The organism is Streptomyces sp. NPDC008317, assembly GCF_042955955.1.
Classification (GTDB): domain Bacteria; phylum Actinomycetota; class Actinomycetes; order Streptomycetales; family Streptomycetaceae; genus Actinacidiphila.
Genome location: NZ_JBIBFQ010000002.1, coordinates 196,438 through 221,503, shown reverse-complemented (window position 1 = coordinate 221,503; position 25,066 = coordinate 196,438). Strand labels below are relative to the sequence as shown.

The 25,066-nt window shown below is 71.8% G+C and carries 19 protein-coding genes; 15 read left to right on the top strand and 4 right to left on the bottom strand.

Going from position 1 to position 25,066, the window contains the following annotated elements:
• Positions 1–9: 9 nt before the first annotated feature.
• Together ACFY9V_RS06045 and ACFY9V_RS06040 are read right to left on the bottom strand one after the other, a co-directional pair.
• Positions 10–642 (bottom strand): TIGR03085 family metal-binding protein, encoded by a 633-nt coding sequence (locus tag ACFY9V_RS06045; RefSeq protein ID WP_355334023.1) that lies wholly within the window; start codon positions 640–642, stop codon positions 10–12.
• A gap of 65 nt (positions 643–707) precedes the next feature.
• A complete protein-coding gene (locus tag ACFY9V_RS06040) occupies positions 708–1,652 on the bottom strand; it encodes a hypothetical protein (RefSeq protein WP_355334020.1) in 945 nt (314 codons plus the stop codon).
• Between the two features lie 117 nt (positions 1,653–1,769).
• Between ACFY9V_RS06040 and hisI the strand changes: the two genes are divergently transcribed.
• Complete coding sequence (gene hisI, locus ACFY9V_RS06035; RefSeq protein WP_391159736.1) at positions 1,770–2,183, top strand: phosphoribosyl-AMP cyclohydrolase; 414 nt, start codon at positions 1,770–1,772, stop codon at positions 2,181–2,183.
• Between the two features lie 9 nt (positions 2,184–2,192).
• On the top strand, positions 2,193–3,716 hold the full coding sequence (locus ACFY9V_RS06030; RefSeq protein ID WP_391159734.1) for an anthranilate synthase component I: 1,524 nt from the start codon (positions 2,193–2,195) through the stop codon (positions 3,714–3,716).
• Positions 3,717–3,828: 112 nt separating this feature from the next.
• On the opposite strand, the gene ACFY9V_RS06025 is transcribed toward ACFY9V_RS06030, so the two are convergent.
• Positions 3,829–5,055 carry a peptidase S8 gene (locus ACFY9V_RS06025; protein WP_391044277.1) on the bottom strand — a complete coding sequence of 409 codons (1,227 nt, stop codon included), beginning with the start codon at positions 5,053–5,055 and terminating at the stop codon, positions 3,829–3,831.
• A gap of 387 nt (positions 5,056–5,442) precedes the next feature.
• Between ACFY9V_RS06025 and ACFY9V_RS06020 the strand changes: the two genes are divergently transcribed.
• The 12 genes from ACFY9V_RS06020 to ACFY9V_RS05965 all read left to right on the top strand — a co-directional run bounded on the left by ACFY9V_RS06020 (position 5,443) and on the right by ACFY9V_RS05965 (position 20,638).
• Positions 5,443–6,198: a TIGR02234 family membrane protein gene (locus tag ACFY9V_RS06020; RefSeq protein ID WP_391159732.1), complete on the top strand. Its 756-nt coding sequence runs from the start codon at positions 5,443–5,445 to the stop codon at positions 6,196–6,198.
• 128 nt (positions 6,199–6,326) lie between these two features.
• Positions 6,327–6,626 carry an HGxxPAAW family protein gene (locus ACFY9V_RS06015; protein ID WP_355334011.1) on the top strand — a complete coding sequence of 100 codons (300 nt, stop codon included), beginning with the start codon at positions 6,327–6,329 and terminating at the stop codon, positions 6,624–6,626.
• Between the two features lie 90 nt (positions 6,627–6,716).
• A complete protein-coding gene (locus ACFY9V_RS06010) occupies positions 6,717–7,187 on the top strand; it encodes a DUF2752 domain-containing protein (protein ID WP_391160576.1) in 471 nt (156 codons plus the stop codon).
• Between the two features lie 160 nt (positions 7,188–7,347).
• Complete coding sequence (gene trpC / locus ACFY9V_RS06005) at positions 7,348–8,154, top strand: indole-3-glycerol phosphate synthase TrpC (protein WP_355334006.1); 807 nt, start codon at positions 7,348–7,350, stop codon at positions 8,152–8,154.
• Positions 8,155–8,862: 708 nt separating this feature from the next.
• Positions 8,863–9,042 (top strand): tryptophan biosynthesis modulator TrpM, encoded by a 180-nt coding sequence (gene trpM, locus ACFY9V_RS06000; RefSeq protein ID WP_391159730.1) that lies wholly within the window; start codon positions 8,863–8,865, stop codon positions 9,040–9,042.
• Positions 9,043–9,133: 91 nt separating this feature from the next.
• Positions 9,134–10,405 carry a tryptophan synthase subunit beta gene (gene trpB, locus ACFY9V_RS05995; RefSeq protein WP_391159728.1) on the top strand — a complete coding sequence of 424 codons (1,272 nt, stop codon included), beginning with the start codon at positions 9,134–9,136 and terminating at the stop codon, positions 10,403–10,405.
• Positions 10,402–11,223 (top strand): tryptophan synthase subunit alpha, encoded by an 822-nt coding sequence (gene trpA, locus ACFY9V_RS05990; RefSeq protein ID WP_391159726.1) that lies wholly within the window; start codon positions 10,402–10,404, stop codon positions 11,221–11,223. The genes trpB and trpA overlap by 4 nt, the downstream gene beginning before the upstream one ends.
• 128 nt (positions 11,224–11,351) lie before the next feature.
• The gene (locus ACFY9V_RS05985; RefSeq protein WP_355333997.1) at positions 11,352–12,161 is read left to right on the top strand and encodes a thioredoxin domain-containing protein; all 810 of its coding nucleotides are present in this window, start codon (positions 11,352–11,354) and stop codon (positions 12,159–12,161) included.
• A gap of 155 nt (positions 12,162–12,316) precedes the next feature.
• A complete protein-coding gene (gene lgt, locus ACFY9V_RS05980; RefSeq protein ID WP_391159723.1) occupies positions 12,317–13,288 on the top strand; it encodes a prolipoprotein diacylglyceryl transferase in 972 nt (323 codons plus the stop codon).
• A gap of 176 nt (positions 13,289–13,464) precedes the next feature.
• Positions 13,465–14,196, top strand: coding sequence for a VIT1/CCC1 transporter family protein (locus tag ACFY9V_RS05975; protein ID WP_391159721.1), 732 nt, complete (start codon positions 13,465–13,467; stop codon positions 14,194–14,196).
• Positions 14,197–14,616: 420 nt separating this feature from the next.
• Entirely contained in the window at positions 14,617–19,182 is a 4,566-nt protein-coding gene (gene gltB, locus ACFY9V_RS05970; protein ID WP_355333988.1) for a glutamate synthase large subunit, read from the top strand.
• On the top strand, positions 19,175–20,638 hold the full coding sequence (locus ACFY9V_RS05965; RefSeq protein WP_355333986.1) for a glutamate synthase subunit beta: 1,464 nt from the start codon (positions 19,175–19,177) through the stop codon (positions 20,636–20,638). Before gltB ends, ACFY9V_RS05965 begins: the two co-directional genes overlap by 8 nt.
• 187 nt (positions 20,639–20,825) lie before the next feature.
• Here ACFY9V_RS05965 and ACFY9V_RS05960 read toward each other — a convergent pair whose 3' ends face one another.
• Complete coding sequence (locus tag ACFY9V_RS05960) at positions 20,826–21,755, bottom strand: hypothetical protein (protein ID WP_355333984.1); 930 nt, start codon at positions 21,753–21,755, stop codon at positions 20,826–20,828.
• Positions 21,756–21,894: 139 nt separating this feature from the next.
• Here ACFY9V_RS05960 and pepN point away from each other — a divergent pair, with 139 nt between their 5' ends.
• Positions 21,895–24,411 (top strand): aminopeptidase N, encoded by a 2,517-nt coding sequence (pepN, locus tag ACFY9V_RS05955; RefSeq protein ID WP_391159719.1) that lies wholly within the window; start codon positions 21,895–21,897, stop codon positions 24,409–24,411.
• Positions 24,412–25,066 lie beyond the last annotated feature (655 nt).

The following is a 25,066-nucleotide window of genomic DNA, read 5'->3' as shown; positions in this document are numbered from 1 at the left end:
CCTACCGCGTCACAGTCCGAGCTTCGCCGCGTACAGCCGCGCCACCGCGTCCTTGTCGCCGTCCACCTCGACCTCGGCGGCGTCCTGGCGGCCGAAGACGAAGATCGTCAGCTCGGACGGCTCACCGGTCACGGTCACCACGGGAGAGCCCTTGCGGGCGACGGCGGTCTGGCCGTTCGGACGGCGCAGCACCAGGCCGACCGGGGAGCGGCGGCCCGCGAGCCGGGCGGCACGCTCCAGCCGGGCCCACAGCGTGTCGGCGAAGACGGGGTCGATGGCACGCGGCGTCCAGTCGGGCGTGGCACGCCGGACGTCCTCGGCGTGGACGTAGAACTCGACGGTGTTGGAAGCCTCGTCCACCTGCTTGATGGTGAAGGGCGACATTCGCGGCGGGCCGGTCCTGATGAGCTGGATCAGCTCTTCGTACGGCTTTCGCGCGTACTCCTTGCGGACCCGTTCCGCACGGTCCTTGAGCTGCGGGATGACAAGCCCCGCCGCCGCGTCACCGCGCCGTTCGCGTACCACGACGTGCGCGGCCAGGTCGCGGGTGGACCAGCCCTCGCACAGCGTCGGGCCGTCGGGTCCTGACTGCTCCAGCAGATCGGCGAGGAGCAGACGTTCGCGCTGGGCATGTGTCGACATGACCCCAGATTAACGGCCCCTTGGCCGATACGTCCGCTCCCCGCCCCTGCCGCCCCCGTGAGGCGTCAGCCCAGCGGAGCGTAGAGCTTCTTGCTGTTGGTGCCGTTGTTGAGCGTGAGCGAGCAGGTCACCGTCTTGCGGCCCTGGAGCTCGTAGGTGGTCAGCTTCGGGAAGAGCGCGTACGGGTAGTACAGCCGCCCGTCCGCGGGAAGGTGCTTCTTGGCGTCGGCCGTGCACAGCTCCAGCGCCTTCGACTGGATCTCCGAGTCGGTGCTGAAGGTGCCGGACAGCGTCTCGTTGGCGACGACCTGGCCGTCGTGCGCGGAGCTGCACGACTTGGTGGTCACCGTGTCGACGGTCGGCGTGAGGGTCGGCGCGTCGAAGCACTTGCCCGGCGAGAGCACCACGTACGGCACGACCTTCTCGGTCGGGGTGATGCTCGGGAAGTCGGTGAACGGGTCGTCGGTCGGGGTGTCGAACGTCGGGGTGTCCGACGGCAGCGTGAAGCTGGGCGTCGGCTCCGTGAAGGACGGCATGGACGGCAGTCCTGACGGCAGACCGCTGATCGACGGCGTCGGCTTCGCGTCGTTCTTGCTGTCGCTGCCGCCGGAGACGGCGACCGCGGTGCCGATACCGCCGATCACCACGACCGCGGCTATCGCGATCAGCACATTGCGCTTGGTGTTGTTCGGCGGCGGCGGGGGCGGCGGGTAGCCGCCGGGGCCCTGCGGATAGCCGTAGCCACCGGGCGGGGCGGGCGGTCCGGGCGGGCCCGGCTGGCCGTAGCCGCCCTGCTGACCGTAGCCCTGCTGGCCGTAAGGACCCGGCGCGGCCTGCGTCGGCTCCTGCGGATAACCGTAGTTCTGACCGCCGCCTTGTTGCGGATAGCCATAGCCGCCGTCAGCGGGCGGCGGGGGAGGAGGGGGGCCGAAGCCCTGCGGTGGCCCGAAACCGCCTCCTTGATCCGGAGGCGGCGGCGGTCCTTCTTGCGGCGGTGGTGGAAAACCCATGCAGGCAGGATGCCCCATACGGGTGACATGAGCGAGCGACAACCGGATGGTGGTCAACTCACTTGCCCTCTTTGCCGGTTATTGACCCTTTTCGAGTTCTTGATATTCGGCGGCAGAATGGTCACCATGCCCGCCACCGCACTCGACCCAGCAGTCGCCGCCCGCCTCAAGCGCACGGCCGACGGACTCGTACCCGCCATCGCCCAGCAATACGACACCGGTGAAGTGCTGATGCTGGGGTGGATGGACGACGAGGCCCTGCACCGCACCCTCACCACCGGCCGCTGCACCTACTGGAGCCGCAGCCGCCAGGAGTACTGGGTCAAGGGCGACACCTCGGGCCACGTCCAGCACGTCAAGTCCGTCGCGCTGGACTGCGACGGCGACACCCTGCTGGTGAAGGTCGACCAGGTCGGCGCCGCCTGCCACACCGGCGACCGCACGTGCTTCGACGCCGACATGCTGCCGCTCGGCCAGCCGGTCCGCCCTTCGCCGTACCGGCCGCTCCCGGCGCCCGGCCGTGACCACTAATCTCGGCTCATGGACCTTGAGACCTTCCGCAAGCTGGCGGTCGACCGCCGGGTGATTCCCGTGACGCGCAGGCTGCTCGCCGACGGCGACACTCCGGTCGGGCTGTACCGCAAGCTCGCGGGGGAGCGGACGGGAACGTTCCTGCTGGAGTCGGCGGACGGAGGCACCTCCCAGGCCGAAGGCTCCGGGGGAGGCCGGACGTGGTCGCGCTACTCCTTCGTCGGCGTCCGGTCGGCCGCCACGCTCACCGCGCGCGACGGCCAGGCGCACTGGCTCGGCACGCCGCCGGTCGGCGTCCCGGTCGACGGCGACCCGCTGGAGGCGCTGCGCGTCACCGTCGACGCCCTGCACACCCCGCGCGACCTGGCGGCGGGGATGCCGCCCTTCACCGGCGGCATGGTCGGCTACCTCGGCTACGACATCGTGCGCCGCCTGGAGCGGATCGGCGAGCGGACCCGCGACGACCTGCGGTTGCCGGAACTGACCATGCTGCTCACCTCCGACCTCGCCGTCCTCGACCACTGGGACGGCACGGTCCTGCTGATCGCCAACGCGATCAACCACAACGACCGCGACACCGGGGTGGACGAGGCCCACGCGGACGCCGTCGCCCGCCTCGACGCCATGCAGGCCGACCTGGCCAAGCCGGTCGAATACGTCCCCGTCGAGCTGCCGCCGTCGGAACTGCCCGAATACACCGCCCTGTGGGGCGGCGCCGCCTATCAGCGCGCGGTCGACGACATCAAGGAACGTATCCGCGCGGGTGAGGCCTTCCAGGTCGTCCCCTCGCAGCGCTTCGAGACCCCGTGCACGGCCAGCGCGCTCGACGTCTACCGGGTCCTGCGGGCCACCAACCCCAGCCCGTACATGTACCTCTTCCGCTTCCCCGGCGGCGAGGGCGGCGACTTCGACGTCGTCGGCTCCAGCCCCGAGGCCCTGGTCAAGGTCGAGGACGGCCGCGCCATGGTCCACCCGATCGCGGGCACCCGCCCGCGCGGCGCCACCCCGCGACAGGACACCGCGCTCGCCGAGGAACTGCTGGCCGACCCCAAGGAACGCGCCGAGCACCTGATGCTGGTCGACCTCGGCCGCAACGACCTGGGCCGCGTCTGCGAACCCGGCAGCGTCGAGGTCGTCGACTTCATGTCCGTCGAGCGCTACTCCCACGTCATGCACATCGTCTCGACCGTCACCGGCCAGGTCGCCGAGGGCCGTACCGCCTTCGACGTGCTCACCGCCTGCTTCCCCGCGGGCACCCTCTCCGGCGCCCCCAAGCCGCGCGCCATGCAGATCATCGAGGAGCTGGAGCCGTCCCGGCGCGGTCTGTACGGCGGCTGCGTCGGCTACCTCGACTTCGCCGGTGACTCCGACACCGCCATCGCCATCCGTACGGCGCTGCTCCGCGACGGCACCGCCTACGTCCAGGCCGGGGCCGGTGTCGTCGCCGACAGCGATCCGGTGGCCGAGGACACCGAGTGCCGCAACAAGGCCGCCGCCGTCCTGCGCGCGGTGGCCACGGCCAACCGCCTGTGACGGTCGCCTTCCGGAGGCGGGCAGCCGGTCTTCGACAGGCGTGAGCGACGAGCCACGACGCGCGTGCGCGTCGTGGCTCGTCGCGCGGTTCCTCGCGCCCTTGTGGGTGCCGTCAGCCCGCGAAGGCCGCCGTGCCGTTCGGCGTGCCGAGGCCCGTCGGGCCGTCGAAGCCGCTCACGCCGGTGCACAGGTACGAGCCGCCGCACGAGCCGTTCGAGCCGCCGGCCACGTCGTTGAGCGCGTCGGCGTGCGCGTAGGGGAACGAGGCGGGGTAGGACCCGGCCGAGGGCGCCCCGGCGAGGGCGTAGACGGCCGCGATCAGCGGCGACGAGGCGCTGGTGCCGCCGAAGACCTCCCAGCCGGTGTCCGAGCCGTACGTGTCGTGGACGGCGACGCCCGTCGCGGGGTCGGCGACCGCCGAGACGTCGGCGATGGTGCGCTTGCCGCAGTCGGCGTCCGTCTGCCAGGACGGCTTGGCGTCGTAGGAGGAGCAGCCGGAGCCGGTGCCCGTCCAGACGGACTCGGTCCAGCCGCGGCTGGAGGAGTCGCTGGTGAGCGAGGTGCCGCCGACGGCGGTGACGTACTGGGAGGCGGCCGGGTACTCGGCGCCGTAGCCGCTGTCACCGGCGCTGACGGTGATGGCGACACCGGGGTGGTCGAAGTACGAGCTGTCGTACGACGGGTCCGAGGAGGACTCGCCGCCGCCGTAGCTGTTGGAGACGTACTTCGCGCCCAGCGACACCGCGGTGTTGACGGACTCGCCCAGGTTGGTCATCGAGGAGTCGTCGGCCTCGACCAGGAGGATGTGGCAGTCGGGGCAGGCGGCGCTGACCATGTCGAGGTCGAGCGATATCTCCTCGGCCCAGCCCGCGTCGGCGCTCGGCAGCGAGGAGGCGCTGCCGGACTGGCCGACCTTCGAGAAGCAGCCGTTGTCGGCGGTGCAGGCGGGCAGGCCGTACGTGGAGCGGTAAGTGGCCAGATCCGCTTCGGCGTTGGGGTCGTCGTACGCGTCGACGATCGCCACGGTCGCGCCGGACCCGCCGGAGGAGGGCAGGGCGTACGCGCTCTGGAGATCGGCCGGGCCGAGGCCGGAGGGGGCCGCGGCCGGGTCCACCGAACCGGTGGACTTCTTGAGCGTGTTGACGCCCTGGGTGACCTTGAGCGCCTTGCACGCCATCACGTCCGGATGGGTGCTGACGGCGCAGGAGCGCGCGGTGCTGACGCCGTGCGCGGCGGGGGAGGCGCCGGCGTACGGCGCCAGGGCCAGCCCCGACAGGGCCAGTCCGGCGGCGGCGGTGACCGCGAGCGCGGTGCGGCGGGCGGTGGGTGTGAGGGTGATCGAACGCAACTATTGCCTCCTGTGGGGGGGTGAACCGGGGGCTTGTGGGATGCGTGACAGGTGGTGCCATTGGTGCGAGTTGACATCAGTGGGACGGCCGAGAACGTATGGTGACGAGCGCACGCCAACAAGGAGGGGGCTGGAAGCTATACCTCCGCTTTACTTGTGGCATAAGGGAGTTGGGCAAGGCATTGCCTGGTGCTGACCTCCCGGCAGGTGTGAAATCGAGTCGTCCCGGTGTGGTGTGCGACGGCCGTTTCGTACCGCTTCGGTACCATTCGGGACCGATCGCCACGGCGTGTTTTCAGCCGCGCGCCGCGACCCCCGGTCCGGCGCCCCGGTGCCCCCGCCGGACGGGCCGCCGCGCCGACAGGCGATAGTGGTGGGGTGAGTGCCGTCCCTCAGCCCCGCGCTGACCAAGCCGTCGAGACCGAAGCCGCGACCGACCGCGAGACCGGGGTCGAACCCGGCCGGGCGACCGAAGCCGGGCCCGAACGCGGGACCGGCCCCGGTGCCGCGCCCTCGGCCGCGCGGCGCACCGCCACGCGCGTCCTCGCCGTCGCGCTCGCGTGCGGCGTGATCGGCGCCAGCGTCGTGCTGCTCGCGGCGGGCAAGACCTGGGCGCGCGGCACCGTCGCCTTCGGCCAGGGCACCCTCCCGGTGCACGCCACCGGCAGCCAGGCCACCGCGCTGCCCGGCGCGCTGGCCCTGGTCGGCCTGGCCGCGCTCGTCGCCGTCTTCGCCGTACGCCGGATCGGCCGCTACGTCGTCTCCGGGCTGCTCACGCTCTCCGGCCTCGGCGTGGTCGTCGTCGTGCTCGCCCGCCGCGCGGCCACCGGCGCCCTCAACGAACGGGCCGCCGCCGCGTCCGGCCTCACCCGCGCCACCGCGGGCCACACGAGCACCACCGGCTGGCCGCTGGTCGCCGTCGCGGGCGGCGTATTGCTGCTCCTCGCGGGCCTGCTCGCACTGCGCTACGGCCACGCCTGGCCCGCGATGTCCAGCCGCTACGACCGGCCGGGCAGCCGCCCCTCGCTGCGCGGCAGGGCCGCCGCCGCGCCCGCGCCGATCGACCCCGACCGGGCCGAGGACCTGTGGAAGGCGCTGGACCGGGGCGAGGACCCCACGCAGGCCCCCGGCTGACCGGTCCCGCGCGTGCCACGACCGCCCGTTCCACCCCCGTGCACGGCAACCCCGGAACACGCGCAACAATGGAAGACGAAGTCGGCGGCGAAAGGACGCCACCGACCGAGAGGATTCAGGGAGCACTCATGGCGGTCCATCACGACCACGGCCACACCCCCGCCGCGTGGACCGGCTCGATCATCTCGTTCATCGGCTTCTGTGCCGGAGGCGTGTTCATGGTCGCCGCCCAGCCGGTCCCCTTCTGGGCGAGCATGGGCGTCATACTGCTCGGCCCCGTCGTCGGCGGTGCGATGAAGCTCATGGGCCTGGGCAGCAAGGAGTCACCCGAGGTACGGGTCGCCCGCGCCCACGCCGCGCAGGAGGTCCGCACCCCGGAGGGGACGACGCACACGGAGTCGCCCGCTGAGGCGCCCGCCAGCGCCTGACCCCACCGGTCCCGCCCGCCGGGCGCAGCCGCCGACCTCCGGGTCCGCGCGCTGCGCCTTCGTGCGTCCGGGGGCAGAATCGGCGATGTGATTCACGACACAGCAGGTCGGGCCGAAGGCCGGGCCCCCGCGGCGGCGCGCGGGACGGCTCCCGGAGCGGCCCTCGGCGCCGTCTCGCGCGCCGCCGTACCGCTCGCCCTCCTCGGCGCGGTGGCGGGCGCCTTCGCGTACGTCGGCACCGTCGACCCCAACACGCCCGGCCACTACCCGGCCTGCCCGCTGCTGCACTACACCGGGATCTACTGCCCCGGCTGCGGCGGCCTGCGCAGCGCCCACGCCGTCGCCCACGGCCACCTCGGCACGGCGCTGGGCTGCAACGCGCTCGCGGTGGCCGGATACGTCGTCTTCGCCGTCGTGTGGGCCGTCTGGTTCACCCGCAGGCTGCGCGGCCGACCGTTCGAACCCGTGCTGCGCCCGGTGTACGGGAAGGCGCTCCTCGCCCTGGCGCTGGTCTTCACCGTTGTCCGGAACCTGCCGTTCGGCGCGGCGCTCATCCCGTGACCCGCCCGCCTTCCGGGGCATGCTTGTCCAGGTGGTGGGACCGCGAATCCCCGGATGCGGGCGCTGCGCCCGGCGCCCGATACCATCGGAGTGTCGGTGGTTCCCACCATTGGCTTGATCATTTCGCTGTACGAACCCGGTCCGGAAGGGGAGCTCTCGCGTGAGTGTGCTCGACGAGATCATCGACGGAGTCCGCGCTGACCTCGCCGAGCGGCAGGCCCGCGTCACCCTCGACGAACTCAAGGAGCGGGCCACCAAGGCGCGCGACGCCAAGGACGGGGTGGCCGCCCTGCGCGGCGACAGCGTCAAGGTGATCTGCGAGGTCAAGCGGTCCAGCCCCTCCAAGGGCGCGCTGGCCGCCATCGCCGACCCCGCGGGGCTCGCCGCCGACTACGAGGCGGGCGGCGCCGCCGTCATCAGCGTCCTCACCGAGGAGCGGAAGTTCGGCGGCTCCCTCGCCGACCTCGAAGCGGTCCGCGCCAAGGTCGACATCCCGGTCCTGCGCAAGGACTTCATCGTCACCGCGTACCAGCTCTGGGAGGCCCGCGCCTACGGTGCCGACCTCGCCCTGCTGATCGTCTCCGCGCTCGACCAGGACGCCCTCGTCTCGCTCGTCGAGCGCGCCCAGTCGATCGGCCTCACCCCGATCGTCGAGGTGCACGACGAGGAGGAGGTCGAGCGGGCGGTGGACGCCGGGGCGAAGATCATCGGGGTCAACGCGCGTAATCTCAAGACCCTTGAGGTCGACCGCGGGAACTTCGCCCGCGTCGCGCCCGAGATTCCCGACCACATCGTGAAGATCGCCGAGTCCGGGGTGCGTGGTCCCCACGACCTGATCGCCTACGCCAATGACGGCGCCGACGCCGTGCTCGTCGGCGAGTCGCTCGTCACCGGCAAGGATCCGCGTGCCGCGGTCGCCGATCTTGTGGCTGCCGGCGCCCATCCCGCCCTCCGCTTCGGCCGCTAACCCCCCTCCGGGGGAGGGCCCCACACCCCTTACGGTGCCCCGTCAGGGCGCCCGACCGCGCTTTGCACGGCGGTTCTTCGCGAGAGACGGTGCCCCGTCAGGGCGCGTGAGCCGCACCTCGTGGGGCGGTTCCTCGTCAAGGACGTGCCCCGTCAGGGGCGCGGGGAACTGCGCGGCCAGCCGCGATGCTCTCGCTGGTCACCGCCCGCCCCGGTGGGGTGGTTCGGTGGTGTCCGGATCACCGGCCGGTGGTGGGTTGCTCGCGCAGTTCCTCGCGCCCCTGGCGGGGCGGGCCGTCTTTCGTTCGGGCGGTGAGCCGGTCTTTTGAGGGGTGCGGGGAACTGCGCGGCCAGCCGCGACGCTCTCGCAGGTCACCGCCCGCCCCGGTGGGGCGGTTCGGTGGTGTCCGGGCCACCGGCCGGTGGTGGGTTGCTCGCGCAGTTCCTCGCGCCCCTGATGGGGCGCACCGTCTTTCGTCCGGGCGGTGGGCCGGTCTTTTGAGGGGCGCGGGGAACTGCGCGGCCAGCCGCGATGCTCCCGCTGGTCACCACCGGCCCCGGCGGGGCAGTTCGGTTGTCGCCGGACCACCGGCCGGTGGGGGCTGGGCGCGCAGTTCCCCGCGCCCCGAAAAGCGAGGCCCTGCGCGGTACCGGGTTCCTCAAGGCGAGGCGCTGTGTTGGCTGAACGCGCGCGGGGGCCGGGCATGGGATGGGGGGACCTGCCCGGAGGGCTAGACTCGGGCGCATGTCCCTCGCCGCGCGTCTCGCCCCCGGTTGCCGCCCCCGCGGCTGCCGCGCGCCGGCGCGCAAGGTGCTGGGGCGCCGGGTGCGGTATGTGATCGGGTGCGAGCCCGGCCAGGTGAACGGCAGGCGATGGCGCCGCGGCTGAGCCGCGAGCACAGCCACGTACGCACGACACGGACACGCGTACGCGTCCCCCCTTTCACCCGCGCCTGACGGCGCACAGCCAGGGATGCCCCATGTCAGAAACGCACGACTTCTTCCATCCGGATCCGGACGGATCCGTCCCCACCCCCGCGGGCTACTTCGGCGCGTTCGGCGGCAAGTTCATCCCGGAGGCGCTGGTCGCCGCCGTGGACGAAGTGGCCGTCGAGTACGCGAAGGCGAAGACCGACCCCGCCTTCGCGGCCGAGCTGAACGACCTGATGGCCAACTACGCGGGCCGTCCGAGCGCCCTCACGGAGGTCCCCCGGTTCGCCGAGCAGGCGGGCGGGGCACGGGTCTTCCTCAAGCGGGAGGACCTGAACCACACCGGCTCGCACAAGATCAACAACGTGCTGGGCCAGACGCTGCTGACCAAGCGGATGGGCAAGACCCGCGTGATCGCGGAGACCGGCGCGGGCCAGCACGGCGTCGCCACCGCGACCGCCTGCGCGCTGTTCGGCCTCGACTGCACGATCTACATGGGCGAGATCGACACCCAGCGCCAGGCGCTCAACGTCGCGCGGATGCGGATGCTCGGCGCCGAGGTGGTCTCGGTGACCTCCGGCAGCCGGACGCTGAAGGACGCCATCAACGAGGCGTTCCGCGACTGGGTCGCCAACGTGGACCGCACGCACTACCTGTTCGGCACGGTCGCGGGACCGCACCCCTTCCCCGCGCTGGTCCGCGACTTCCACCGGGTGATCGGCGTCGAGGCGCGCCGCCAGCTCCTGGAGCGCACCGGCCGGCTGCCGGACGCCGCCGTCGCCTGCGTCGGCGGCGGCTCCAACGCCATGGGCCTCTTCCACGCCTTCCTGCCCGACACCGGGGTCCGGCTGGTCGGCTGCGAGCCCGCGGGCCACGGCGTGGCCACCGGGGAGCACGCGGCCACCCTCACCGAGGGCGAGCCGGGCATCCTGCACGGCTCGCGCTCCTACGTCCTCCAGGACGACGAGGGCCAGATCACCGAGCCGTACTCGATCTCGGCGGGTCTGGACTACCCCGGCGTCGGCCCCGAGCACTCGTACCTCAAGGACATCGGCCGCGCCGAATACCGCGCGGTCACCGACGACGAGGCGATGCAGGCCCTGCGGCTGCTGTCCCGTACCGAGGGCATCATCCCCGCCATCGAGAGCGCGCACGCCCTGGCCGGGGCCCTGGAGATCGGCCGTGAGCTGGGCCCCGAGGGCCTGGTGCTGGTGAACCTCTCCGGCCGCGGCGACAAGGACATGGACACGGCGGCCCGCTACTTCGGGCTGTACGACGCGACCGCCGAGGTCGACGAGGACAACGAGGTGGCGGTCAAGTGAGCGGGAACGTAGAGCTGTTGGACCGGGTGCTGGCCGACGCCAAGGCCGAGGGGCGGGCCGCGCTCGTGGCGTATCTGCCCGCCGGTTTCCCGACCGTGGACGGCGGGATCGAGGCCGTGAAGGCCGCCTTCGAGGGCGGAGCGGACATCGTCGAGGTCGGGCTGCCGCACAGCGACCCGGTGCTGGACGGGCCGGTCATCCAGACCGCCGACGACATCGCGCTCAACAAGAACCACGTGCGGATCGCCGACGTGCTGCGCACCGTACGCGAGGCGCACCAGGCCACCGGCAAGCCGGTGCTGGTCATGACGTACTGGAACCCGGTGGACCGCTACGGCGCCGAGCGGTTCGCGACCGAGCTGGCCGAGGCGGGCGGCGCGGGCTGCATCCTGCCCGACCTGCCGGTCGAGGAGTCCGAGGGATGGCGGAAGGCGGCCGAGCAGCAGGGCCTGGCCACCGTCTTCGTCGTCGCTCCTTCCAGCCGTGACGAGCGGCTGGCGAAGATCACCGCGGCGGGCAGCGGCTTCGTCTACGCGGCCTCCCTGATGGGAGTCACCGGCACGCGGGAGAGCGTCGGCGAGCAGGCGTCCGACCTCGTGCGCCGCACCCGCGCCACCACGGACCTGCCGGTCTGCGTGGGCCTGGGCGTGTCGAACGCGGTGCAGGCCGCCGAGGTCGCGGCCTTCGCCGACGGTGTGATCGTCGGCTCGGCCTTCGTCAAGCGCATCCTCGACGCGGACGGCGACCTGCCCGCGGCCCTCACGGCCGTACGGGAACTGGCGGCGGAACTGGCCGCGGGCGTCCGCAAGCGCGGCTGACGGCACCGGCCGCGACCGTACGAAAGAAACCGGCCGCGCCCCGTACGACCGGCCCCGGCGTAACACGATGGGGCGAATCGCGGTGCGGGAAGGCGCTGAAGTGCCCTCCCGCACCGTTGGTCAGGGATGTGAGCCAGAAGAACCGAGACGGAAAGCGCAGCGCCCGCGAGGCCCTGTACGAACAGCGTGAGAAAGAGAAGGCCAGCGCCCGACGCAGGCGCACCATGGTGGTCGCGGGCGCGGTGGTCGCCGTGCTGGCCATCGCCGCCGTGATCGGGGTGGTGGTCGCCGACCACAAGGACAGCGGCGGCGGCTCCACCCCGGCAGCCGCGCCCAAGGGCGCCATCGGCAAGGACAATCTCGTCATCCCCGTCGGCGCCGCCGACGCGCCCTCGGTGCTGACGATCTACGAGGACTTCCGCTGCCCGGCGTGCGACGCCTTCGAGAAGGCGTTCACCCCGACCATCCACAGCCTTGAGGACAGCGGGCAGATCCGCACCGAATACCACCTGGTGACGCTCATCGACGGCAATCTCGGCGGCTCCGGCTCGCTGAACGCCGCCAATGCCGCCGCCTGCGCCCAGGACGCGGGCAAATTCCGCGCCTACCACGATGTGCTGTACGACAATCAGCCGGAGGAGCAGAGCGACACCTTCTCCGACAAGAACCACCTGCTCGACCTGGCGGGCAAGGTCAGCGGTCTGAAGACGCCGACCTTCACCGCGTGCGTCAACGGCGGCACCCACAACAGCTGGGTGAAGGCGTCGAACAGCGCCTTCGGCAAGTCCGGCTTCAACTCGACGCCGACGATCCTGCTCAACGGCAAGAGCGTCTACGGGAGCGGCAGCAATCTCACGCCCGACTCGCTGAAGCAGATGGTCACCGACGCGAACAAGGGCAAAAAGGCGGGTGCGGTGACCACCGCTCCGGCCTCCTGACAGGCCCGCTGAGGGGCCTGCCGAGGCTTGATTCCGGGCCTTTCGGCGTCCGCGGGGATTCCCCCGGAGGGGCCGGAGGAGTCCCGGCCGTTATCCATACGTAGCCGGGCGGGTTGCCGCACTTCCCGCCCGGCAAGGTAGCGTCGGTCATTGCCATGGAACTCGCATTCATTCCCAGCCCGTCGCACGGAGTCGTCCACCTCGGACCCATTCCGCTGCGCGGCTACGCGTTCTGCATCATCATCGGTGTCTTCGTAGCCGTATGGCTCGGCGGCAAGCGCTGGATCGCCCGCGGCGGCCGGGCGGGCACGGTCGCGGACATCGCCGTGTGGGCGGTGCCCTTCGGCCTGGTCGGCGGCCGGCTGTACCACGTGATCACCGATTACGAGCTGTACTTCACCAGTGGCAAGGACTGGGTCGACGCCTTCAAGATCTGGCAGGGCGGCCTCGGGATCTGGGGCGCCATCGCCTTCGGCGCGCTCGGCGCCTGGATCGCCTGCCGCCGCCGGGGGATCGCGCTGCCGGTCTACGCCGACGCCATCGCGCCGGGCATCGCCTTCGCCCAGGCGATCGGCCGCTGGGGCAACTGGTTCAACCAGGAGCTGTACGGCGGCCCGACCACGCTGCCCTGGGGTCTGAAGATCGACCCCGCGCACCGGCCGGAGAGCACGCCGGACATCGCCACGTACCACCCGACGTTCCTGTACGAGTCCCTGTGGTGCGTCGGCGTCGCCCTGCTGGTCATCTGGGCCGACCGCCGCTTCAAGCTCGGCCACGGGCGGGCCTTCGCCCTCTACGTCGCCGCGTACACGGTGGGCCGCGCCTGGATCGAGCACATGCGCGTGGACTACGCCCACCAGATCCTCGGCATGCGGCTCAACGACTGGACCGCGATCGTCGTCTTCATCGGCGCCGTCGTGTACCTCGTCGTCGTCGGCCGCAAGCGGCCCGGCCGCGAGGAGAACATCGAGCCTCTCGCCTCCGGCGAAGGCCCCGACGACGCCTCGCCGCCGTCGTCCGACCCGGAAGCGGAAGCGGACGCGGACGACGCGGTCGACTCCTCCTCCGTCGAGGACGAGGCTTCCGTCGGTTCCGTCGACCCGAAGCGAGCCTCCGAGGCGCTCTGATCTCGCGCCCCTGAGAAGCCCGTCACGCGCAGTGGCGACGCTCCTTCTCCAGGAGGAGAAAGGGCAGGTCAGGGCAGGCTTTCCTTGCTGGCGGCGCGTCGCATTCGAGCGTACGGTCGAATGGATTCGTGGTCGTGCGGCCTCGCGGGGGGCTGCCTGGGGAGGGGTGGGGACGGATGTCAACGGCTGTCGAGGAGACGACGGCGGCGCCGTATCACGTACCGCACCACTCGCACCGTGACGTGAGCGGCGGCTGGCTGCGCCCGGCGGTGTTCGGGGCGATGGACGGCCTGGTGTCGAATCTGGCGCTGATGACGGGAGTGGCGGGCGGCGACGTCTCGTCGCGCACCATCGTGGTGACCGGGCTCGCGGGCCTGGCGGCGGGCGCCTTCTCGATGGCGGCGGGGGAGTACACGTCGGTGGCCTCCCAGCGGGAGCTGGTCGAGGCCGAGCTGGAGATCGAGCGGATCGAGCTGCGCCGCCACCCGGAGGCGGAGCTGCGGGAGCTGGCCGAGCTGTACATCTCGCGGGGTGTGGAGCCGAAGCTCGCCCGCGAGGTGGCCAGGCAGCTCTCCGTCGACCCGGAGCGGGCGCTGGAGATACACGCCCGTGAGGAACTGGGCGTGGACCCGACCGACCTGCCGTCGCCGCTGGTCGCGGCGGCCTCCTCCTTCGTCGCCTTCGCGCTGGGCGCCCTGCTGCCCGTACTGCCGTATCTGCTCGGCGGCGACTCGCTGTGGCCCGCGGCCGTCCTCGCGCTGGCCGGACTGTTCGGCTGTGGTGCGGCCGTGGCCCGGGTGACCGCGCGTTCCTGGTGGTACAGCGGGGTTCGGCAGCTGCTGTTGGGCGCGGCGGCCGGCGGGGTTACCTTCGTATTGGGCGCTCTTATCGGCACAGCGGTCGGCTGACCACTCCGAACGGTCTGAACGGCCGACCGGTGCGGTCGGCCCACTGGTCCGATCGGGTGATCGGCGATGTGCCGTGCGCCCGCTCCACCGGACTCGGGAAACCCACAGGAAACCAGCGGCCACAAGCCTCATGTTTCCCCGTCGTTTCAGTAGCCGTCGCACGGGGCATTACCCGGTGGCGCACCGGCAGAAAGCGGCCCGGTGGCGCGCTGGACCCGGCCGGAAAACCTCCGACACGGCGCTGGCCTGATCTGTTCGCTCCACCCCTCATCATGTCCACATGCTGGAACTGAGTATCCGCTTCTCGAACACTCGTCCATCATGTAACCTGCACGAAATCGCAGAGGGCCAACGTCGTCCCTGTTGCGCATGCCTGGGAACAGGCAATGCATACAAGCCAAAGACGACGACGGGAGAGCCATGCGTTCGCGTTCCGCGTTCATGGACGGGCGCCCCGCCCCGCAGGGGATGTACGACCCCCGCAACGAGCACGACGCCTGTGGCGTCGGTTTCGTGGCCACCCTCACCGGCGAGGCGAGCCATGGGCTCGTGGAGCAGGCGCTGACCGTTCTGCGCAATCTGGAGCATCGTGGTGCCACCGGCGCCGAGCCCGACTCGGGTGACGGCGCGGGCATCCTCCTCCAGATCCCGGACGCCTTCCTGCGCGAGGCCGCCGGCTTCGCGCTGCCCGACCAGGGCCACTACGCGGTCGGCCTCGCCTTCCTCCCGGTCGAGACCGAGGACCGCGCCAAGGCCGTCGACGCCATCGAGCGGATCGCCGCGGAAGAGGGCCTGACCGTACTCGGCTGGCGCGAGGTCCCGGTCGCCCCCGAACTGCTGGGCACCACCTCCCGCTCGACGATGCCGTACTTCTCGCAGCTCTTCGTCGCCGACAGCGCCGGCGCCGCCTCCGGCATCGACCTCGACCGGCCCGCCTTCGTCCTGCGCAAGCGCGCCGAGCGCGAGGCCGACGTGTACTTCCCGTCGCTGTCCGCACGCACGATCGTGTACAAGGGCATGCTGACCACGGGGCAGCTCGAACCGTTCTTCCCCGACCTGTCCGACCCGCGGTTCGCCACCGCCATCGCGCTGGTCCACTCGCGCTTCTCCACCAACACCTTCCCGAGCTGGCCGCTCGCCCACCCGTACCGCTTCGTCGCGCACAACGGTGAGATCAACACCGTCAAGGGCAACAGGAACTGGATGCGGGCCCGCGAGTCGCAGCTCGCCAGCGACCTCTTCGGCCCGGCGGGCGGCGGCCAGGGCGGCGACCTGGAGCGGATCTTCCCGATCTGTACGCCCGGCGCCTCCGACACCGCGTCCTTCGACGAGGTGCTGGAACTGCTGCACCTCGGCGGCCGGTCGCTGCCGCACAGCGTGCTGATGATGATCCCCGAGGCGTGGGAGAACCACGAGTCGATGGACCCGGCGCGGCACGCCTTCTACCAGTACCACTCCACGCTGATGGAGCCCTGGGACGGCCCGGCCTGCGTCACCTTCACCGACGGCTCCGTCGTCGGCGCGGTCCTGGACCGCAACGGACTGCGCCCCGGCCGCTACTGGGTCACCGACGACGGCCTGGTCGTGCTCGCCTCCGAGTCCGGCGTCCTGGACATCGCCCCGGAGAAGGTGACCCGCAAGGGCCGCCTCCAGCCCGGCCGGATGTTCCTGGTCGACACCGTCCAGCACCGGATCGTCGAGGACGACGAGATCAAGGCGGGCATCGCCGCGGAGAACCCGTACGCCGACTGGCTGGAAGCCGGGCTGATCAACCTCTCCGACCTGCCCGAGCGCGAGCACATCGTGCACACCCACGCCTCGGTCACCCGCCGCCAGCAGACCTTCGGCTACACCGAGGAAGAGCTGCGGATCATCCTCGCGCCGATGGCCAGGACCGGCGGCGAACCGCTCGGCTCGATGGGCACCGACTCGCCGATCGCGGCGCTCTCCGAGCGCCCCCGGCTGCTCTTCGACTACTTCACCCAGCTCTTCGCGCAGGTCACCAACCCGCCGCTGGACGCCATCCGCGAGGAACTGGTCACCTCGCTGATCTCCACCATCGGCCCGTCGGGCAACCTGCTGGAGCCCAGCCCGGCCTCCTGTCGCAACATCACCCTGCCGTTCCCGGTGATCGACAACGACGAGCTGGCCAAGCTCATCCACGTCAACGCCGACGGCGACCTGCCCGGGCTCAAGGGCGCCACCCTGTCCGGCCTCTACCGGGTCACCGGCGGCGGCCAGGCACTGGCCGCCCGGCTCGCCGAGATCTGCGCCGAGGCCGACGCCGCCATAGAGGACGGCGCCCGCCTGATCGTGCTCTCCGACCGGCACTCCGACGCCGAGCACGCGCCGATCCCGTCGCTGCTGCTCACCTCCGCCGTGCACCACCACCTGATCCGCACCAAGCAGCGCACCCAGGTCGGCCTCCTCGTCGAGGCGGGCGACGTGCGCGAGGTGCACCACGTGGCGCTGCTCATCGGCTACGGCGCCGCGGCCGTCAACCCCTACCTGGCCATGGAGTCCGTCGAGGACCTGGTCAGGGCGGGCACCTTCCTGCCCGGCGTGGAGGTCGAGACCGCGCTGAAGAACCTGATCAAGGCGCTCGGCAAGGGCGTGCTGAAGGTCATGTCCAAGATGGGCATCTCCACCGTCGCCTCCTACCGCGGCGCGCAGGTCTTCGAGGCGGTCGGCCTGGAGTCCGACTTCGTCGACAGCTACTTCCACGGCACCGACACCAAGATCGGCGGCGCGGGCATCGACGTCGTCGCGCAGGAGGTCGCCGCCCGGCACGCCAAGGCGTACCCGCTGTCCGGCATCGCCGCCGCGCACCGCAGGCTCGACATCGGCGGCGAGTACCAGTGGCGCCGCGAGGGCGAACCGCACCTGTTCGACCCCGACACCGTCTTCCGGCTCCAGCACGCCACCCGCACCCGGCGCTACGACATCTTCAAGCAGTACACGCAGCGGGTGAACGAGCAGTCCGAGCGGCTGATGACGCTGCGCGGCCTGTTCGGGCTGAAGAACGACCGCGGCCCGGTCCCGATCGACGAGGTCGAGCCGGTCTCCGAGATCGTCAAGCGCTTCTCCACCGGCGCCATGTCGTACGGCTCGATCTCGCGCGAGGCGCACGAGACGCTGGCCATCGCCATGAACCAGCTCGGCGGCAAGTCCAACACCGGTGAGGGCGGCGAGGACGCCGACCGGCTGTACGACCCGGCCCGGCGCAGCGCCATCAAGCAGGTCGCCTCCGGCCGCTTCGGCGTGACGTCGGAGTACCTGGTCAACGCCGACGACATCCAGATCAAGATGGCCCAGGGCGCCAAGCCCGGCGAGGGCGGTCAGCTCCCCGGCCACAAGGTCTACCCGTGGATCGCCGGCACCCGGCACTCCACCGCGGGCGTCGGCCTGATCTCGCCGCCGCCGCACCACGACATCTACTCCATCGAGGACCTCGCCCAGCTCATCCACGACCTGAAGAACGCCAACCCCAAGGCGCGCGTTCACGTCAAGCTGGTCTCCGAGGTCGGCGTCGGCACCGTCGCGGCCGGTGTGTCCAAGGCCCACGCGGACGTCGTCCTGATCTCGGGACACGACGGCGGTACGGGCGCCTCGCCGCTCACCTCGCTCAAGCACGCGGGCGGCCCCTGGGAGCTGGGCCTGGCCGAGACCCAGCAGACGCTGCTGCTCAACGGCTTGCGGGACCGTATCGTCGTGCAGACCGACGGCCAGCTCAAGACCGGCCGGGACGTCGTCATCGCCGCGCTCCTCGGGGCCGAGGAGTTCGGCTTCGCGACCGCGCCGCTGGTGGTCTCCGGCTGCGTCATGATGCGCGTCTGCCACCTCGACACCTGTCCGGTCGGCGTCGCCACCCAGAACCCGGTGCTGCGCGACCGCTTCACCGGCAAGCCCGAATTCGTCGTGAACTTCTTCGAGTTCATCGCGGAGGAGGTCCGCGAGATCCTCGCCGAGCTGGGCTTTCGCTCCATCGAGGAAGCCGTCGGCCACGCCGAGCTGATCGACGCCGACCACGCCGTGGAGCACTGGAAGGCGCAGGGCCTCGACCTCGCCCCGCTGCTGTACGTGCCGGAGCTGCCCGAGGGCGCGGTGCTGCACCGTACCGTCGAGCAGGACCACGGCCTGGACCGCGCCCTGGACAACGAGCTGATCCGGCTCGCCGCCGAGGCGCTGGAGTCCGGCGCCCCGGTCCGCGCGCAGGTGCCGATCCGCAACGTCAACCGCACGGTCGGCACCATGCTCGGCCACGAGGTGACCAAGAAGTACGGCGGCGCGGGCCTGCCCGACGACACCATCGACGTCACCTTCACCGGCTCCGCCGGCCAGTCCTTCGGCGCGTTCCTGCCCCGGGGCGTCACCCTGCGGCTCGAAGGCGACGCCAACGACTACGTCGGCAAGGGCCTGTCCGGCGGCCGGGTCATCGTCCGCCCCGACCGCGGTGCCGACCACCTCGCCGAGTACTCCACCATCGCGGGCAACACCATCGCGTACGGCGCGACCAGCGGCGAGCTGTTCCTGCGCGGCCGTACCGGCGAGCGGTTCTGCGTCCGCAACTCCGGCGCGACCGTCGTCTCCGAAGGCGTCGGCGACCACGGCTGCGAGTACATGACCGGCGGCCGGGCCGTCGTCCTCGGCGCCACCGGGCGCAACTTCGCGGCCGGTATGTCCGGCGGCATCGCCTACGTCCTCGACCTCGACCCCGGCGCCGTCAACTTCGGGATGGTCGGCGTCGAGTCGCTGGACGCGGGCGACATCACGTGGCTGCACGATGTCGTGCGCCGCCACTTCGAGGAGACCGGCTCCACCGTCGCCGAGCGGCTGCTCGCCGACTGGGGCGGCGCCCTCACCCGCTTCGGCAAGGTCATGCCGAGGGACTACAAGGCAGTGCTCGCCGCCAAGAACGCCGCCGAGCAGGCCGGACTCTCCGAGTCCGAGACCACCGCGAAGATGATGGAGGCGGCAAATGGCTGACCCCAAGGGCTTCCTCACCACCCCGCGTGAGACCGCTCCGACCCGCCCGGTCGAGGAGCGCCGGCAGGACTGGAAAGAGGTCTACGTCCCCGGCGGCCTGCTGCCGATCATCAGCAAGCAGGCCGGACGCTGCATGGACTGCGGCATCCCGTTCTGTCACAACGGCTGTCCGCTGGGGAATCTGATCCCCGAGTGGAACGACTACGCCTACCGCGAGGACTGGACCGAGGCCAGCGAGCGGCTGCACGCCACCAACAACTTCCCGGAGTTCACCGGGCGGCTGTGCCCCGCGCCGTGCGAGTCGGCCTGCGTGCTGGGCATCAACCAGCCCGCCGTCACCATCAAGAACGTCGAAGTCACCATCATCGACAAGGCGTGGGACAACGGCGACGTCACCCCGCAGCCGCCGGACCGGCTGTCCGGCAAGACCGTCGCCGTGATCGGCTCGGGCCCCGCGGGCCTGGCCGCCGCCCAGCAGCTCACCCGCGCCGGGCACACCGTCGCGGTCTACGAGCGCGCCGACCGGATCGGCGGACTGCTGCGCTACGGCATCCCCGAGTTCAAGATGGAGAAGCGGCACATCAACCGGCGCATCGAGCAGATGCGCGCCGAGGGCACCAAATTCCGCACCGGAGTGCAGATCGGCGTCGACCTCGACGCGGCCAAGCTCGCCAAGCGGTACGACGCGGTGGTCATCGCGGCCGGCGCGACCGTCTCCCGCGACCTGCCCGCACCCGGCCGTGAGCTGGGCGGCATCCACTTCGCGATGGAGTACCTCCCGCTGGCCAACAAGGTGCAGGAGGGCGACTTCGTCTCCCCGCCGATCACCGCGCAGGGCAAGCACGTCGTCGTCATCGGCGGCGGCGACACCGGCGCGGACTGCGTCGGCACCGCCCACCGGCAGGGCGCGGCCTCGGTCACCCAGCTCGAGATCATGCCGCGGCCGTCCGACGACCGGCCCGCGGGCCAGCCGTGGCCGACGATGCCCGCCGTCTACAAGGTGACCTCGGCGCACGAGGAGGGCGGCGAGCGGGTCTACGCCGTCAACACCATGAAGTTCGAGGGCGACGAGAACGGCAACGTCAAGGCGCTGCACCTGGTCGAGGTGGCCTTCCAGGACGGGAAGTTCGTCCCGCAGGAGGGCACCGAGCGGGTCATCCCCGCCGAGCTGGTCACCCTCGCGATGGGCTTCACCGGCACCGACCAGTCCAACGGCCTGGTCGACCAGCTCGGTCTCGCGCTGGACGCCCGCGGCAACATCGCCCGCGACGCCTCCTACGCGACCAACGTCGACGGTGTCTTCGTCGCCGGTGACGCCGGGCGCGGCCAGTCGCTCATCGTCTGGGCCATCGCCGAGGGCCGCTCCGCCGCGAAGGCCGTCGACTCCTACCTCACCGGCCTGGCCTCGGCCCTGCACGCCCCCATCCGCCCGACCGACCGGCCCCTCATGGTCTGACGTCGCGTCCGGACGGTCCCGACTGTCCCACCCCGCTCCGCACAATGGCGTGCGGAGCGCGCAACACCGCAGCGCCCGCCACTCCCCGACCAAGGAGGCGGGCGTTGTGCTTTTCCCCTCGCGGCGGGGCGGTGCCGCGTTCTTTGGGGCACGAAGCCGCCGTGCGAACAGCGCGCCCCCGGCAGGGTCACGTGTCGACGTCCAGCTCCGTCTTGCACAGGGCGCACCGGGCGCGCAGACGCCCCCGGCAGGGGACGCGGATGCGCTGGAAGCAGGTGGGGCACGGGAAGGAGACCCGTACCGTGCCCGAGGGCGCGGCCTCGAACGTGTAGTCCGGGCCGGAGGCCAGCGCGCGGCGGTCCTTGGCGTACCGGCGTCGGGCCGCCCAGCCCGACGCGGCCAGGGGAGCGCGGCGCACGTCCTGCTGGGCGCGGGCCAGCCCCGCGCGGTAGGCGTCGCGGGCCTGGGCGCTGCGGAACCACGGCTCGATGTCGTCGCCGAAGGCCGCCGCGCGCTTGGCCAGCACGTAGCCGAACTCCTCCGGCGTGAGATAGCCGAGCTTGTACGCCGACATCATCAGCCGCTCGCCGCGGATCGCGGCCTCCTCGCGGTACGCGTCCAGCAGCAGCCAGCCCGCGCCCAGATACGCGGTGGCGGTGTCGGTCAGAATCTCGTTGTCCCGGGTGCCGGGGAACTCCAGACCGAGCCGGTGCAGGTAGACGTGCATGACCTCGTGGGCGAGCGCCGCCCCGACATCGCGCCGGTCGGTCCTGAACCGCGAGTGCAGCTCGATGAAGTACTCGGGCCCCGCGGCCAGCTCCACATTGCCCGCGTGCACCATGTCGCGGAAGCTCACGACCATCCGGGCGTCCGGCAGCCGGAAGTGCTGCACCATGACCCGCGCCACCCGCTGCGCGCCCAGATACAGGTCCTCGTCCGCGGGGAAGTCCACCAGTTCGGGATGGACGCTGGTGGCGAATCTGGCCACCCCGTCGCCGGACAGCCGCCGGTAGAGCGCGGTGAGCGCGGACCGCACCGTGTCGATGTGCGGGAAACCGTGCACGATGGCCCCGCCACCGGCCGTCGACGACGCGCTGGGTCCAGCCTGCTCGGCCATGAACACCTCCCCGTACCCACCGAGCCTACGCGTCGGCCCGCGCCGTTGTCGCCGCCATCGGCGGCCTCGGCGTCCCGCGGCGGCGGCCTCGCGGGGGTACCAGGTGACGGAGCCGCCGACGTGCGGCAGCATGTGCGACATGCCTGCTCTGACCCGCGCCGAGGCCGAGACCCGCGCCAGCGATCTGACCGTCCGCCACTACGCGATCGACCTCGATCTCACCCGAGGGGAGGACGTCTTCGGCTCGACCTCGGTGATCGCCTTCACCGCCGACCGCGCCTGCGACACCTTCGCGGAACTCAAGCCCGCCGCACTGCGCCGCGTCGTGCTCGACGGCACGGAACTCGACCCGGCCACGCTGGACGACAACCGCCTCCCGCTGCCCGGCCTCGCCGCCGGGGACCACGAACTGCGGGTCGAGGCCGACATGCGGTACTCGCACACCGGCGAGGGCATGCACCGCTTCACCGACCCCGCCGACGGGGAGACGTACGTCTACACCCAGCTCTTCATGGAAGACGTGCAGCGCGTCGCCGCCGCCTTCGACCAGCCGGACCTCAAGGCCGTGTTCGAGGTCACGGTGACCGCGCCGCCGCAGTGGACGGTTCTCGGCAACGCGCTCACCACCCGTACCGGCCGGACGCCCGCGGGCGACGGGCGCTGGACGATGGCCGCGACCCCGCCGATCTCCACGTATCTGCTCGCCGTCGCCGCGGGACCCTGGCACTCGGTACGCACCGAGCACGCCGGGCTGCCCTTCGGCCTGCACTGCCGCCGCTCGCTCGCCCCGCACCTGGACCGGGACGCCGACGAGCTGTTCGACATCACCCGCCGCTGCTTCGACCGCTACCACGAACTGTTCGCGGAGCCGTACCCCTTCGACTCCTACGACCAGGCGTTCGTCCCCGAGTTCAACGCGGGCGCGATGGAGAACCCCGGACTGGTCACCTTCCGCGACGAGTTCGTCTTCCGCTCGGCCTTCACGCCCACCGAGGCGCAGTTCCGGGCCGTCGTCATCGCGCACGAGATGGCGCACATGTGGTTCGGCGACCTGGTGACGCTGCGCTGGTGGGACGACATCTGGCTGAACGAGTCCTTCGCCGAATACATGGGCTTCCAAGTCCTGTCCGAGGCCACCGACTTCACCGGCACCTGGACCGACTTCGCCGTCGCCCGCAAGGCGTGGGGCACCGACGCCGACCAGCGGCCCTCCACCCACCCGGTGGCCCCCGACCCCGAGGCCGTGCCCGACACCGCCTCCGCGCTCAACAACTTCGACGGCATCTCGTACGCCAAGGGCGCCTCCGCGCTGCGCCAACTCGTGGCCTGGCTCGGCCAGGAGGACTTCCTCGCCGGGATCAACGAGCACTTCGCCCGGCACCGCTTCGGCAACGCCAACCTCGCCGACTTCATCGACTCGCTGGCCGGCGCCACCGAACGCGACGTGCCCGGCTGGGCCGCCGCCTGGCTGCGCACCAGCGGCGTCGACACGCTCACGCCCGCCACCGTGGCCACCTCCGACAGCGGCTGGCGGCTGGAGATCAGCCACAGCGGAGACCGCCCGCACCGGATCGCCGTCGGCCTGTACGACCGGGCCGCCGACGACCCCGCGCGGCTCGTGCCGCGCGACCGGCTCACCGTCGACATCGACGCGAACGCCGCCGTCAGCGCGCACGAACTGCCCGGCGCCAGGCCCGATGTGGTGCTGCTCAACGACGGCGACCTCTCCTTCGCCAAGGTCCGCTTCGACGAACACACCTGGGAGACGCTGGAGGAGACGCTCAGCGGACTGCCCGAACCGCTCAGCCGGGCCGTCACCTGGTGCGCGGCCCGCGATCTCGTACGCGACGCGAAGATCGCCCCGCGCGACTATCTGGCCCTGGTCGCACGGCAGTTGCCCGCCGAGACCGACCCGGCGCTGGTCGAGGCGGTCCTCACCTTCGCGCGTACGCAGGTCGCCGACCGCTACCTCGACCCGGCGCTGCGCCCCGACGCCCTCGGCAAGCTCGCCGCCACCAGCCGGGCGCTGCTCGCCGACGGCGGCCCCGGGGTCCGGCTCACCGCCACCCGCACCCTCATCGACAGCGCCGTCACCGCGGGCGAGGCGGCCGTACTGCGCGAGTGGTACGACGACGGCAAGATTCCCGGCGCCGCGGACCTCGACGCCGAGCTGCGCTGGAAGGCGCTGCTGCGGCTCGCCGTCCTCGGGCACGCCACCGCCGCCGACATCGACGCCGAGCTGGCCCGCGACCCCAGCGGCACCGGCCGTGAGGGCGCCGCCCGCTGCCGGGCCGCCCTGCCGGACGAGGCGGCCAAGGAGGCCGCCTGGGCGTCGATGTTCCACGACGACACCCTGTCCAACTACCTCTTCGCGGCCACCGCCCAGGGCTTCTGGCACCCCGAACAGGACGCCCTGCTCAGCCCGTTCGTCCCGCGCTTCTACCCCGACGCCATCGCCGTCACCGGCCGTCGGGGCGCGGCCATCGCCGAGGCCATCAGCCGCTACGGCTTCCCCTCGGAGGTCGTCACCGAATCCGCCCTCGAACTCGGCCGCACCGCTCTCTCCGACCCGACCCTCATCCCCGCTCTTCGCCGTGCCCTCACCGACCGCCTCGACGACCTCTCGCGTGCCGCGCGCATCAGGTCCACCTGGTAGCCCAGCCCCCAAGACGGCTCCTTCACCGGGCCCGGTGGGCCGATCTGGGGCGCGGGGCCCCGCGCGGCCCCGCGCCCCAGGACGGTTCCCTTGCGCTAGGCGGCACGCCGGTCTTTTAGGGGCGCTGGGGGCACCTCCCAGCGTTAGCTGGGGGAGGAACTGCGCGGCCTCGCGCCCCAGGGCGGTTCCCTTGCGCTAGGCGGCACGCCGGTCTTTTTTGGGGCGCGGGGAACTGCGCGGCCTCGCGCGCCAGGACGGTTGCTTTGCCTGGGGCGGTGAGCCGGTCTTTTAGGGGCGCTGGGGGCACCTCCCAGCGTTAGCTGGGGGAGGAACTGCGCGCTCAGCTTGCGCGGTGGCGCGGGTGAAAACCGGCCCCAGCGGGGCAGTTGCGGTTGTTTTCGGGCTGAAAGCCCGGTGGGGGCTGGTCGCGCAGTTCCCCGCGCCCCTAAAAGCAGGCCCTACGCAAGGTGGACGCGGGGGGGCGCCCCTGAGAGCACCGTCCTGCGCAAGGTGGACGCCGGGGGGGCGCCCCCGAGAGCAGCGGCCTGCGCCAGGTGGGCGCACGGGGGGCGCGGCTGGAAACAGGGGCCTGCGCAGGGCGAAGGTACGGGGGGCGATACCCCTTGGCGTTCGGCGTCGTTGAGTACGGAGAGGT